General features: G+C 69.3%; 8 protein-coding genes. 5 read left to right on the top strand and 3 right to left on the bottom strand.

The window, feature by feature from the left end; all coding sequences use genetic code 11:
• The first annotated feature begins 68 nt into the window (after positions 1-68).
• Entirely contained in the window at positions 69-464 is a 396-nt protein-coding gene (locus QFZ76_RS18435; protein ID WP_307674767.1) for a nuclear transport factor 2 family protein, read from the top strand.
• 194 nt (positions 465-658) lie between these two features.
• Here QFZ76_RS18435 and rpsT read toward each other — a convergent pair whose 3' ends face one another.
• Entirely contained in the window at positions 659-925 is a 267-nt protein-coding gene (gene rpsT, locus QFZ76_RS18430; RefSeq protein ID WP_307674766.1) for a 30S ribosomal protein S20, read from the bottom strand.
• A 244-nt stretch (positions 926-1169) separates the two neighbouring features.
• On the opposite strand from rpsT, the gene lepA reads away from it, so the two are divergent.
• Together lepA and QFZ76_RS18420 are read left to right on the top strand one after the other, a co-directional pair.
• The gene (lepA, locus tag QFZ76_RS18425) at positions 1170-3038 is read left to right on the top strand and encodes a translation elongation factor 4 (protein WP_307674765.1); all 1869 of its coding nucleotides are present in this window, start codon (positions 1170-1172) and stop codon (positions 3036-3038) included.
• Between the two features lie 211 nt (positions 3039-3249).
• A complete protein-coding gene (locus tag QFZ76_RS18420; protein ID WP_307674764.1) occupies positions 3250-5124 on the top strand; it encodes a long-chain fatty acid--CoA ligase in 1875 nt (624 codons plus the stop codon).
• Positions 5125-5221: 97 nt separating this feature from the next.
• On the opposite strand, the gene QFZ76_RS18415 is transcribed toward QFZ76_RS18420, so the two are convergent.
• Positions 5222-5797 carry a two-component system response regulator gene (locus QFZ76_RS18415; protein ID WP_307674763.1) on the bottom strand — a complete coding sequence of 192 codons (576 nt, stop codon included), beginning with the start codon at positions 5795-5797 and terminating at the stop codon, positions 5222-5224.
• A gap of 14 nt (positions 5798-5811) precedes the next feature.
• Complete coding sequence (locus QFZ76_RS18410; RefSeq protein ID WP_307674762.1) at positions 5812-9942, bottom strand: HAMP domain-containing protein; 4131 nt, start codon at positions 9940-9942, stop codon at positions 5812-5814.
• A gap of 102 nt (positions 9943-10044) precedes the next feature.
• Here QFZ76_RS18410 and QFZ76_RS18405 point away from each other — a divergent pair, with 102 nt between their 5' ends.
• Both QFZ76_RS18405 and hemW read left to right on the top strand, forming a co-directional pair.
• A complete protein-coding gene (locus QFZ76_RS18405; RefSeq protein ID WP_307674761.1) occupies positions 10045-12024 on the top strand; it encodes an ATP-binding SpoIIE family protein phosphatase in 1980 nt (659 codons plus the stop codon).
• 27 nt (positions 12025-12051) lie between these two features.
• On the top strand, positions 12052-13284 hold the full coding sequence (gene hemW / locus QFZ76_RS18400) for a radical SAM family heme chaperone HemW (RefSeq protein ID WP_307674760.1): 1233 nt from the start codon (positions 12052-12054) through the stop codon (positions 13282-13284).
• The last annotated feature ends 165 nt before the right edge of the window (positions 13285-13449 follow it).

Genomic DNA, 13449 nt, shown 5'->3' with positions numbered 1-13449 from the left:
CCCGCCGCAGGGAGGAGAATCGGACGTATCAGCCCCAAATCGCCGAACAGGGAAAGGTGGCGGTTGCCATGGCTGAACACCCGCACGCAGCACTCGTCCGCAGGGGATACGAAGCGTTCTTGAGCGGTGACATGGAGGGCTTGCGTGGGCTGATGACGGGGGACTGCAAGCACCACGTGCCCGGCGACCACCTGCTCTCGGGGGACTACAAGGGCCAGGACGCGATCATCGAGATGTACGGCCGGCTCTTCGAGGAGACCGGCGGGACGGTACACGCCGAACTGCGCAACGTTCTCGTCGACGGCCGGGGGCATGCGGTCTCCGTGCACCACTTCACGGCCGAGCGCAAGGGCAAGCGCCTCGAGGAGGACGCCGCGATCGTTTTCCGGATCGTCGGGGACAAGTTCACCGATCTCGAAGAGTGCACCGACGATATCGACAAGATCAACGAGTTCTGGGCCTGACAGCGTCCGCGAACAAGCCGAAGGCCCCGCCACCCGCCCTGGGGAAGGGCAGGCGGCGGGGCCTTCGGTTCGAAGAAGGTGAGTCCGTACCCGCGTGGCGAACGCAGGCCGCGTACAGACTCGGGATGCCGGACGGGAGCGGATGAGAGAGGGCCCGCTCGATTCCCTCCGGCGGTCAGATCAAGATGAAGATGTCAGCCCTTGAGGGTCGTGACCTTCGCCGCCAGCGCCGACTTCTTGTTGGCGGCCTGGTTCTTGTGGATGACGCCCTTGGAGACGGCCTTGTCGAGCTGACGCGCAGCCGCGCGCTGGTACTCGGTGGCCTTCTCGACGTCACCCGCGGCAGCGGCCTCGCGGGCCTTGCGGATCGCGGTCTTCAGGGAGGACTTGACGGCCTTGTTGCGCAGCCGGGCCTTCTCGTTGGTCTTGATCCGCTTGATCTGGGACTTGATGTTCGCCACGAATGAGCCTCTACAGGTTCAGGCACGGGGCCGCGCGGGTCCTGTGCCGATGTTTTGTACCGATGATTTTCCAGAAGTCGTGTCTCGTGCTGAGAGGGCAGGAGACACAGCCACCCAGACTACCAGCGGGCTGCCGAGTGGCCCAAACCGGTCGCCGGTCCCCGCCCGTGGGACCATGGAGGCTACGTATCGATCCGACCCGAGACCGCAGACACTGCGGACGCCTCAAGAATCAGGACCCTGCGTGCCCGCGATCCCCAGCCATGTGCCCGAGCCGAGCCGTACCGACCCGGCACTGCTCCGCAACTTTTGCATCATCGCGCACATCGACCACGGCAAGTCCACGCTCGCCGACCGGATGCTCCAGCTGACCGGTGTGGTGGAGCAACGGCAGATGCGTGCTCAGTACCTCGACCGCATGGACATCGAGCGTGAGCGCGGCATCACGATCAAGTCACAGGCCGTGCGTCTGCCGTGGGCTCCCACCCATGACAAGACCGACACGCACATCCTCAACATGATCGACACCCCGGGGCACGTCGACTTCACCTACGAGGTCTCGCGGTCGCTCGCGGCCTGCGAGGGCACCGTGCTCCTCGTCGACGCCGCCCAGGGCATCGAGGCCCAGACCCTCGCCAACCTCTACCTGGCGATGGAGAACGACCTCAAGATCATCCCCGTACTGAACAAGATCGACCTGCCGGCCGCGCAGCCGGAGAAGTTCTCCGAGGAGCTCGCCAACCTCATCGGCTGCGACCCCGACGACGTGCTCAAGGTCTCGGCGAAGACCGGCATCGGCGTGGACGCGCTCCTGGACCGGGTGGTCCGCGACGTGCCGGCCCCGGTCGGCGTCAAGGACGCCCCGGCCCGCGCGATGATCTTCGACTCGGTCTACGACTCGTACCGGGGCGTGGTCACCTACGTCCGTGTCATCGACGGCCAGCTCAACAAGCGCGAGCGCATCAAGATGATGTCGACCGGCGCCACCCACGAGCTCCTCGAGATCGGCGTCTCGTCCCCCGAGATGACGCCGGCCGACGGCATCGGCGTCGGCGAGGTGGGCTACATCATCACCGGCGTGAAGGACGTCCGTCAGTCCAAGGTCGGCGACACCATTACCAGCAAGGACAAGGGCGCCACCGAGGCCCTCGGCGGGTACAAGGACCCCAAGCCGATGGTCTTCTCCGGCCTCTACCCGCTGGACGGCTCGGACTACCCGGACCTGCGCGAGGCCCTGGACAAGCTCCAGCTCAACGACGCCGCCCTGGTCTACGAGCCGGAGACCTCCGCGGCCCTCGGCTTCGGCTTCCGCGTCGGCTTCCTCGGCCTGCTGCACCTGGACGTCATCCGTGAGCGCCTGGAGCGCGAGTTCAACCTCGAACTCATCGCCACCGCGCCCAACGTGGTCTACCGCGTGATCATGGAGGACGGGAAGGAGCACACGGTCACCAACCCGAGCGAGTTCCCCGAGGGCAAGATCGACAAGGTCTTCGAGCCGGTCGTGAGGGCCACGATCCTCGCCCCCAGCGAGTTCATCGGCTCGATCATGGAGCTCTGCCAGACCCGCCGCGGCACCCTCCTGGGCATGGACTACCTCTCCGAGGACCGCGTCGAGATCCGCTACACGCTCCCCCTCGCCGAGATCGTCTTCGACTTCTTCGACCAGCTGAAGTCCAAGACCCGCGGCTACGCGTCCCTGGACTACGAGCCCACCGGCGAGCAGGACGCCCAGCTGGTGAAGGTCGACATCCTGCTCCACGGCGACCGCGTCGACGCCTTCTCCGCCGTCACCCACAGGGACGCGGCTTACGCGTACGGCGTACGGCTCGTCGCCAAGCTGCGCGAGCTGATCCCGCGGCAGGCCTTCGAGATCCCCATCCAGGCCGCCATCGGCTCCCGGGTCATCGCCCGCGAGACCATCCGCGCCATCCGCAAGGACGTCCTCGCCAAGTGCTACGGCGGTGACATCTCCCGCAAGCGGAAGCTGCTGGAGAAGCAGAAGGAGGGCAAGAAGCGGATGAAGATGGTGGGCTCTGTGGAGGTTCCGCAGGAGGCCTTCATCGCCGTGCTGTCCAGCGACGAGAACGCGGGATCCGGCAAGGGCAAGAAGTAGCCGACGTTTACGGCGAAAATAGGGGCTCACCGCGTGTCGGCGCGGTGAGCCCCTACGCGTAAGTAGCGTCGCTCTCTGTATGAAATGACAGCCGCCGCCTCTTACGCACCGGCCGGTCGCGCTTTACTCTGATCCCTGCTCGGTAGTTACTCGTGAGTTAAACAACAGCCGCAATGAGCCAGCCGCACAGCCGCGGGCCCCGGAGGATGTCGTGAGCGACACACAGACACTGATCGAGAACCGTCCGCCGACCGTGGCGGCCCTCTTCCTGGAGCGCGTGGCGGCCACACCGGACGCCGAGGCATACCGGTATCCCGTGCCTCCGGCCTCCGGTCAGGGACCGGACGACTGGAAGTCGCTGAGCTGGGGACAGACCGCCGAGCGGGTGTACTCCATCGCCGCCGGTCTGATCGAGCTCGGCGTGCAGCCGGAGCAGCGGGTCGCCCTCTCCTCCTCGACGCGGGTCGAGTGGATCCTCGCCGACCTGGGCATCCTGTGTGCCGGCGCCGCCACGACCACCATCTATCCGCAGACCAACGCCGAGGAGTCCGCGTTCATCCTCTCGGACTCGGGCAGCAAGGTCCTGTTCGCGGAGAACGCCGAGCAGCTCGCCAAGGCGCAGGAGAAGCGCGCCGAGCTGCCCGACCTCACCCATGTCGTGGTGATCGACCCGGCCGGCGTCGAGACGGGCGACTGGGTGCTCACGCTCACCGAACTGGAGCAGCGCGGCGCCGCGTACCTGGAGAAGCACCCCGACCTGATCAAGGAGAAGGTCGGCGCGATCACCAAGGAGCAGCTCGCCACCCTCATCTACACCTCCGGCACCACCGGCCGCCCCAAGGGCGTGCGCCTGCCGCACGACAACTGGGCGTACATGGCGAAGGCGATCGCCGCGACCGGCCTGATCAGCGCCGAGGACGTGCAGTACCTGTGGCTGCCGCTCGCGCACGTCTTCGGCAAGGTCCTCACCTCGGGCCAGATCGAGGTCGGGCACGTCACCGCCGTCGACGGCCGCGTCGACAAGATCATCGAGAATCTGCCGGTGGTCCGGCCGACGTACATGGCGGCCGTCCCGCGCATCTTCGAGAAGGTCTACAACGGGGTCGCCGCCAAGGCCCGGGCGGGCGGCGGCGCCAAGTACAAGATCTTCAAGTGGGCCGCCGAGCTGGCCCGCGAGTACGCCAAGGTCACCCAGGACAACTTCCGGCGCACCGGCACGGCGTCGGCGCCCTTCGGACTCTCCGCCAAGCACAAGGTCGCGGACGCGCTGGTGTACGCCAAGATCCGCGAGGCCTTCGGCGGCAACCTGCGTGCCTGTGTCTCCGGCTCGGCCGCGCTCTCACCCGAGATCGGCTACTTCTTCTCCGGCGCCGGCATCCACATCCTCGAGGGCTACGGCCTCACCGAGTCCTCGGCCGCGTCCTTCGTGAACCCCGGCGAGGCGTACCGCACCGGCACGGTCGGCAAGCCGCTGCCCGGCACGGAGGTGCGGATCGCGGACGACGGCGAGATCCTGCTGCGCGGTCCCGGCATCATGGAGGGCTACCACGGCCTGCCCGAGAAGACCGCCGAAGTCCTGGAGGCGGACGGCTGGTTCCACACCGGTGACATCGGTGAGCTGTCGCCCGACGGGTACCTGCGGATCACCGACCGCAAGAAGGACCTCATCAAGACGTCCGGCGGCAAGTACATCGCGCCCGCCGAGGTCGAGGGCCAGTTCAAGGCCGTGTGCCCGTACGTGTCCAACATCCTGGTCCACGGGGCCGACCGGAACTTCTGCACAGCGCTGATCGCTTTGGACGAGGTCTCGATCATGGACTGGGCCAAGGAGAACGGGCTGGAGGGCAAGTCGTACGCGGAGGTCGTGGCCGCGCCGTCGACCGTCTCCATGGTCGAGGGGTATGTGACGCAGCTCAACGAGGGGCTTCAGCGGTGGCAGACGATCAAGAAGTTCCGGTTGCTGCCGAGGGATCTTGATGTCGAGCATGGTGAGATCACGCCGAGCCTGAAGCTGAAGCGGCCGGTTGTGGAGCGGGAGTACAAGCACCTGATCGACGAGATGTATGCGGGGTCGCGCGAAGCGTAGGGAGCGGCGGGGGGCTGTTCGGCGGCTGCGGGTGGTTGGTGGCTGGTCGCGCCCACGCGGCGGAGCCGCACATCGATACAGCCCCGCGCCCCTGAGGTCAGATCCCGCGCCCTTTGTTCACAAGTTGCCGTAGCTCCCTCACCTGTGCGCGCAGCGCCGGTATGTCCGGAGGGGCGTCCCCCGCCAGCTGGGCCTCCAGAGCCGCCAGGCCCGCGTCCACCTCGCCGTAGCTGTCCTGTTCCCGCCTCAGCAGCCGCTCCAGCTGCTGGTTCTTGCGGTGCAGGTCCAGGAACACCGTGACCTTGGCCCGGAGGACCCATGGGTCGAACGGCTTGGTCAGGTAGTCGGCCGCTCCGGTGGCGTAGCCGCGGAAGGCGTAGCCGGAGTCCTCCTCCGCGCCGGTCAGGAAGATGATCGGGACGTCCTTGGTCTGGTCGAGGCGTTTGATGTTGGCGGCGGTCTCGAAACCGTCCATGCCCGGCATGCGTACGTCGAGGAGGACGAGGGCGAACCGCTGTCGCAGGAGTGCCTTCATCGCTTCCTCGCCGGAACGGGCGCGGACGAGCGGTTCGTTGAGGGATCCCAGGACGGCCTCGAGTGCGATCAGGTTGTCCTCCATGTCGTCGACGAGGAGGATGCCGGCACTCTGGTCGGTCGTTGCCGCAGCGCTCATGTGACTGGCCTCATTCAGTCGTCGGCCGGCGGAACCACAGTCTCCTCGACCTCGGCATGCTCGTCGTCGGCCGCGCTCTCGGGGTCAAGGAGTGCGCAGACGACGGTCAGCAGCTGGTCGACGTCCACCGGCTTCGGTACGTAGTCGTTGGCGCCCCGCGCGATGGACTTCTCGCGGTCTCCCGGCATCGCCTTCGCGGTGAGCGCGACGATGGGCAGGCCCGTCCAGCGGGGGGCGCGGCGGATGGCGGAGATGGTCTCGTAGCCGTCCATCTCCGGCATCATGATGTCCATCAGTACGAGTTCGACGTCCGGGTTGCGTTCCAGCGTCTCGATGCCCTCGCGCCCGTTCTCCGCATAGAGGACGGGCATGCCGACGCGGCCCAGGACATGGGTGAGGGCGAAGACGTTGCGGATGTCGTCGTCGACGATCAACACCCGGCGCCCGGACAGGACTTGCCCCGCACGCCCCGATTTCCAGGCCTCCAGCTTGGTGGGCGCGGGCCAGGAGTCGTCCTCCTCGTGGGCGGTGGGGTAGGGCTCGTGCGACTGCTCGTCCGACACCGCCTGGGGGCGGTCCTCGGGGGTCGGGCCGGTCGCCGAGTGGCCGGGGCTGACGACGGGGACGTACAGGGTGAAGGTCGAGCCCTTGCCCGGCTCGCTCTCGGCGACGATACGGCCGCCCAGCAGGCCGGCGATCTCCCGGCTGATGGACAGACCCAGGCCGGTCCCGCCGTACTTGCGGTTGGTCGTGCCGTCGGCCTGCTGGAACGCCTCGAAGATCACCGGAAGTTTCTCGGGGGCGATGCCGATGCCGGTGTCGGAGACCGCGAAGGCGACCACCTCGTCGCTGCCCTGGACGTACCGGTGCTCGGGGTCCTTCGCGCGGGTCACGCGCAGCTCGACCCGGCCCGTGGCGGTGAACTTGATCGCGTTGGAGAGCAGGTTGCGCAGGATCTGCTGGAGACGCTGCTCGTCCGAGTACATCTCGCGCGGCACGTCCTCGCCGACCGTCACCTCGAAGGCGAGCCCCCGGTCCAGGGTGAGCGGGCGGAAGGTGGCGTGGACGTAGTCGAGCAGCTTGATCAACGGCAGCCTTTTGGGGCGTACGTCCATCCTGCCCGCCTCGATCTTCGACAGGTCGAGGATGTCGTTGATCAGCTGCAGGAGATCCGAGCCGGAGCGGTGGATCGTCGTCGCGAACTGGACTTCCTGGTCGGTGAGGTGACCGTCCGGGTTGTCCGACAGCAGCCGGGCCAGGATCAGCAGGGAGTTCAGCGGGGTGCGCAGTTCGTGGGACATGTTCGCCAGGAACTCCGACTTGTACTGGGAGGAGGTGGCCAACAGGGCTGCCTTCTCCTCCAGTTCGGCGTTCGAGCGCTGCAACTCCGCCTGCTGCTTCTGGAGTTCGTCCGAGCGTTCCTGGAGCTGCATGGCCAGGCGCTGGGACTCGCCGAGCAGGGACTCCGTGCGGGAGTTGGCGATGATGGTGTTGATGGCGACGCCGATGGTGTTCACGAACTGGTCGAAGAAGGCCAGGTGGACGTCGGAGAAGCGGGAGAAGGACGCCAGCTCGATCACGCCGAGGAGCTTGTCCTCGAAGAGGATCGGGATGATGACGACGCTCGCCGGGGCCGCCTCGCCGAGACCGCTGTTGATCTTGATGTAGTCCGGCGGGGCCTCCTCCACCAGGATCCGCTTCTTCTCGCGCGCGGCCTGGCGGACGAGACCGTGCACCGGCATGCTGCCGGTGTCGACGGTCGCGCTCTGCGCCGAGCCGTACCCGGCGATGAACGCGAGCCCCTTCGCCGGAACGGCCGTGTGGAGAGAGGTGCCGTCCTCGTCGGGGTCGGCCAGGAAGAACGCGCCGTACTGGGCGTTCACCAGCGGGGTCAGCTCGCGCAGGATCAGGTCGGCGACCTCCATCAGGTCCCGGTGGCCCTGCATCAGGGCGGCCAGACGGGCCAGGTTCGACTCCAGCCAGTCCTTCGCCCGGGTCGTCTCGCGCAGGTTGGCCACCATCAGGTTGATGTTGTCCTTGAGCTCGGTGACCTCGCCCTGCGTCTCCACGGTGATCGAGCGGGACATGTCGCCCTGGGCCACCGCCGAGGCCACCTCGGCGATCGCGCGGACCTGGGTGGTGAGGTTGAGGGCGAGTTCGTTCACGTTCGTCGTCAGGCGCTTCCAGGTGCCGTACACGCCCTCCACCCGGGCCTGGCCGCCGAGTTGGCCCTCGCTGCCGACCTCGCGGGCCACCCGGGTGACCTCGGAGGAGAAGGAGGACAGGGTGTCGACCATCGTGTTGATGGTCGTCTTCAGTTCGAGGATCTCGCCGCGGGCGTCCACGTCGATCTTCTTCGACAGGTCGCCCTGTGCCACGGCCGTGGCCACCTGGGCGATGTTCCGCACCTGCGAGGTCAGGTTGTCGGCCATGTAGTTGACGTTGTCGGTCAGGTCCCGCCAGACACCGGAGACGCCCAGCACCTGGGCGCGTCCGCCGAGCCGGCCGTCGGTGCCGACCTCGCGGGCCACCCGGGTCACCTCGTCGGCGAAGGCACGCAGCTGCTCCACCATCGTGTTGACGGTGTCCTTGAGCTCGAGGATCTCGCCGCGGGCGTCGACCGTGATCTTCTTGGACAGGTCGCCGTTCGCGACGGCCGTGGTGACCTGGGCGATGTTGCGGACCTGCGAGGTCAGGTTCAGGGCCATGAAGTTGACGTTGTCCGTCAGGTCCTTCCAGACCCCCGACACGCCCCGCACCTGCGCCTGGCCGCCGAGGTTGCCTTCGGTGCCGACCTCGCGGGCCACGCGGGTGACCTCGTCGGCGAAGGCGGAGAGCTGGTCGACCATCGTGTTGATCGTCGACTTCAGCTCCAGGATCTCGCCCTTCGCCTCGACCGTGATCTTCTTGCCGAGGTCGCCCTGGGCCACGGCGGTGGAGACGAGGGCGATGTTGCGGACCTGCGACGTCAGGTTGTCCGCCATGAAGTTGACGTTGTCGGTGAGGTCCTTCCAGACGCCACTGACCCCCCGCACCTGGGCCCGGCCGCCGAGGTTGCCTTCGGTGCCGACCTCGCGGGCCACGCGGGTGACCTCGTCGGCGAAGGCGGAGAGCTGGTCGACCATCGTGTTGATCGTCGACTTCAGCTCCAGGATCTCGCCCTGGGCGGCGACCGTGATCTTCTGGCTCAGGTCGCCGTTGGCGACGGCGGTGGTGACCTGGGCGATGTTGCGGACCTGCGAGGTCAGGTTCGAGGCCATGAAGTTGACGTTGTCGGTGAGGTCCTTCCAGACGCCACTGACCCCCCGCACCTGAGCGCGCCCGCCCAACTGGCCCTCGGTGCCGACCTCGCGGGCCACCCGGGTGACCTCGTCGGCGAAGGCGGAGAGCTGGTCGACCATCGTGTTCACGGTCAGCTTCAGTTCGAGCAGCTCGCCGGTCGCCTCGACCGTGACCGTGCGGGTCAGGTCGCCGCGGGCCACCGCCGTGGTCACCAGGGCGATGTCCCGGACCTGGGCGGTCAGCCGGGACGCCATGGTGTTGACCGCCTCGGTCACGTCCCGCCAACTCCCGGACAGGCCCGTCACCTTGGCCCGCCCGCCGAGCCGCCCCTCGGTGCCGACCTCGCGCGCGACCCGGGTCACCTCGCCCGTGAACAGGGACAGCTGGTCCACCATCTTGTTCACGGCCCGGCCGAGGCGCCGCAGATCGCCGCGCAACTGCCTGCTGCCGTCGTGCAGATCGACCCGCTGGGTCAGATCGCCGCCGGCCACCGCGTCCAGGACGCGCGTCGCGTTGGCAGCCGGGGCGACCAGTGCGTCGAGCAGCTGGTTCACGTCGTTGACCCGGGAGGTCCAGGCGCCCTGCCCCGGGCTGGCCGAGAGGCGTTCGTCGAGCCGGCCGTACCGCACCAGGTCCCGCTTCACGCGCTGTACTTCCGTGTTGAAGTGCGTGCTGCGGTCCATGATCTGGTTGAAGACGGCCGTCACCTCGGCCACCAGACCGTGGCTCGATTCCGGCACCTTCGTGAAGTCACCGTCCCTGGCCGCGGTCATCGCGGCGAGCAGCGGACGCAGATCGGATGCTCGAATCAGGCCATCTTTGTGCCCATCTTCGAGCACAGGCGTAGCACTGTTCTCACTCATGGCGGCCCACTTCGGTAACTCGGCGCTTATGGGCGTGGTCAGTCTGTCACTCTGTCGGCATCGACTGAGGCGTATTCGTCCGAACCGCTCGGGGAGCTGTACATGGGGGCCATTCCGACGCAACGGGAGACCGTTCCCCTTGCCTCTGATGCGCCTGCGCACGAGTGTGCGCCCCCGCGCACCGAGGCGAACCCAGCAGCCGACGTGCTTCCGAGCGCCGAGGCGAACCCAGCCGCCGACGTGCTTCCGAGCGCCGAGGCGCACGCCGCCCTGCCCGGCAGTTCCCTCGCGCCGGGCGCCGCCCGCGCGGTGTTACGCGGCGCGCTCGCCGAATGGGCCGAGCGCGCTCTGCCCGGCACCGAACACCTCACCGACCGCCTGACCGGCGACGCAGTGGTCGTCGTCAGTGAGCTGGTCACCAACGCCGTCGTGCACGCCGGCACCGAGGTCGAGCTGGCCTGCCGGCTGGAGCCGGGGACCGGCGCCCTGGTCGTCGAGGTCCTGGACCACCATCCCTCGCGCGCCCCGCGCGACGCCACCGGCGAAGCCTCGTACGAGGCCTCGGAGTACGGGCGCGGCCTGCGGCTGGTCGCCGCCCTCTCCGAATCCTGGGGCGTCACCTACCGCACGGGCGCCAAGACGGTGTGGGCGCGGCTGCCCGCGCAGGGGGAGTCGGCGGCCGACGCGCGTGAGGCGTACGTGGGGGAGCGCGCGCTGCGGGTGGCCGAGATACTCGCCCCGGAACCGCAGCGCGTCGAGCAGGACCGGGAGTGGCTGAATCGCGGCGCTCTCTCCTTCCTCGCCGAGGCCTCCGACCTGCTCGCCGGGCAGCTCGACGAGAACCTGGTGGCCGCGCTCGCCGGACAGCTGATCGTGCCGCGGCTGGCCGACTGGTGTGCCGTGTGGCTGGAGGACGAGCTGACGGGCCGCGGCGGCTGGGCGGCCGACGGCACCGGCGGGACCGGGCCGCGCCTCGCCCGGGTGTGGCACAGCAGCGAGAACCGCATCGAGGACCTGCGCCAGGCCCTGGACAAGGAGCCGCCGCGCCCGACCGACCCGGCACGGCCCGGGCCCGCCCCCTTCCCCTGGCCCGGCGACGCGCTGGGCCCGCACGGCACGCACGGCGCCGCGCTCGCCTACCGGCTGACGGCCGGCGGCCGCCCGCTCGGCACCCTGGTCATCGGCCGGTCCGGAGTGCTCTGCTTCCCCGACGAGATCACCGGCCTGGTCGAGGACCTCAGCCGCCGGGTGGCCCTCGCCATCGGCGCGGCCCGCCAGTACGCCCGGCAGGCCACCATCAGCGCCGTACTGCAGCGCGGACTGCTGCCGGGGGCGGTCGCCGAGATCCCCGGGATGCGCAGCGCCCTGGTGTACGAGCCGTGCGACAAGGGCGGCCCCAGCGGCGACTTCTACGACCTCTTCCCGGCCGGCGACGGCCGCTGGTGCTTCGCCGTCGGCGACGTCCAGGGCAAGGGGCCCGAGGCGGCCGTCGTCATCGGCCTCGCCCGGCCCTGGCTGCGGCTGCTGGCCCGCGAGGGCTACCGCGTCGCCGACGTCCTGGACCGCCTCAACCAGCTGCTCCTCGACGACGCGACGGAGGCCGCGGACGCGGCGGCCCGCTCGCTGGCCTCGGCGGGCGGCCGGCCGATGGCCCCAGGAGACGGCCCGCAGACCCGCTTCCTCTCCCTCCTCTACGGCGAGCTGGCCCCCTTCGACGGCGGGGTGCGCTGCACCCTCGCCTCCGCCGGGCATCCGCTGCCGCTGCTGCTCGGGTCGGGCGGCGAGGTCCGTACGGCCGCCCATCCGCAGACCCTCCTCGGGGTCATCGAGGACGCCACGTACACCAGCGAGACCTTCGAGCTGCGGTCCGGCGACAGCCTGCTGTGCGTGACCGACGGGGTCACCGAGCGGCGCAGCGGCTCGCGCCAGTTCGACGACGAGGACGGGCTGGCGGACGCGCTCGCGAGCTGCGCGGGGCTCGACGCGGAGCTGATCGCCGAGCGCATCAAACGGCTGGTGCACGAGTTCGGGGTACGGCCGCCGGAGGACGACCTGGCGCTGCTGGTGCTGCAGGCCGAGTAACGGCGTCGGTACGGGACAATGGGGGGCATGCCTTCCGCACTCCCCGACGGCGAGCCCGTCCCCGACGACGGCGCCCTGCCCGCGCCCGCGCTCGCCGGGGCGGCCGACCGCCCCCTCGGGTTCTACCTGCACGTCCCGTACTGCGCGACCCGCTGCGGCTACTGCGACTTCAACACCTACACGGCGACCGAGCTGCGCGGCACCGGCGGCGTCCTCGCCTCCCGCGACAACTACGCGGACACCCTGATCGACGAGATCCGCCTGGCCCGCAAGGTCCTCGGCGACGACCCCCGCGAGGTCCGCACGGTCTTCGTCGGCGGCGGTACGCCCACGCTGCTGGCCGCGGGGGATCTCGTACGGATGCTGGGGGCGATCCGCGACGAGTTCGGGCTCGCGGCGGACGCGGAGGTGACGACGGAGGCGAACCCGGAGTCGGTGGATCCGAGCTACCTGGCGACGCTTCGCCAGGGCGGCTTCAACCGGGTCTCCTTCGGCATGCAGAGCGCCAAGCAGCACGTGCTGCGCGTGCTGGACCGGACGCATACGCCGGGCCGGCCGGAGGCGTGCGTGGCGGAGGCGCGTGCGGCGGGGTTCTCGCACGTCAACCTCGACCTGATCTACGGCACGCCGGGGGAGTCGGACGACGACTGGCGGGCCTCCCTGGAGGCCGCGCTCGGTGCCGGGCCGGATCATGTGTCGGCGTACGCGCTGATCGTCGAGGAGGGTACGCAGCTGGCTCGTCGGATCCGCCGGGGCGAGGTCCCGATGACCGACGACGACGTGCACGCGGACCGGTATCTGATCGCCGAGGAGATGCTCTCGGCGGCCGGGTTCGACTGGTACGAGGTGTCGAACTGGGCGACGTCGGACGCGGGGCGCTGCCTGCACAACGAGCTGTACTGGCGTGGTGCCGACTGGTGGGGGGCGGGGCCGGGGGCGCACAGCCACGTCGGGGGCGTGCGCTGGTGGAACGTGAAGCATCCGGGGGCGTATGCGGGGGCGCTGGCGGCGGGGCGCTCGCCGGGCGCCGGTCGGGAACTCCTGTCGGAGGAGGACCGCCGGGTGGAGCGGATTCTGCTGGAGCTGCGGTTGCGGGAGGGGGTGCCGCTGGATCTGCTGAAGGAGGCCGGCCGCAAGGCGTCCAGCCGGGCCCTGTCGGACGGGCTGCTCCAGGAGCGGCCGTACGAGGAGGGGCGTGCGGTGCTGACCCTGCGGGGGCGGTTGCTGGCGGACGCGGTGGTGAGGGACCTGGTGGACTGAGGGTTTTTCGCCCCCGCCGCCCCTACCCGTCCCGTCCCTGGGGGCTGCCGCCCCCAGACCCCCGCTTTCGGCCCGAAGGGCCTCGTCCTCAAACGCCGGACGGGCTGAAAATCAGCCCCTCCGGCGTTTGAGGAGCGGGGTCTGGGGCGGAGCCCCAGAAGGATG

It is taken from the genome of Streptomyces sp. V4I2, from assembly GCF_030817655.1.
Taxonomy (GTDB): Bacteria; Actinomycetota; Actinomycetes; order Streptomycetales; family Streptomycetaceae; genus Streptomyces; species Streptomyces plumbiresistens.
Note: the sequence above shows the minus strand (reverse complement) of the source record. Positions and strands in the feature narration are given on the sequence as shown.

Excerpts from the sequence above, each read along its gene's own strand:
- QFZ76_RS18435 (WP_307674767.1), top strand. The coding sequence starts at position 69 with ATGGCTGAACACCCGCACGCAGCACTCGTCCGCAGGGGATACGAAGCG.
- QFZ76_RS18415 (WP_307674763.1), bottom strand. The coding sequence starts at position 5,797 with ATGAGCGCTGCGGCAACGACCGACCAGAGTGCCGGCATCCTCCTCGTC.
- QFZ76_RS18410 (WP_307674762.1), bottom strand. The coding sequence starts at position 9,942 with ATGAGTGAGAACAGTGCTACGCCTGTGCTCGAAGATGGGCACAAAGAT.
- QFZ76_RS18405 (WP_307674761.1), top strand. The coding sequence starts at position 10,045 with ATGGGGGCCATTCCGACGCAACGGGAGACCGTTCCCCTTGCCTCTGAT.
- hemW (WP_307674760.1), top strand. The coding sequence starts at position 12,052 with ATGCCTTCCGCACTCCCCGACGGCGAGCCCGTCCCCGACGACGGCGCC.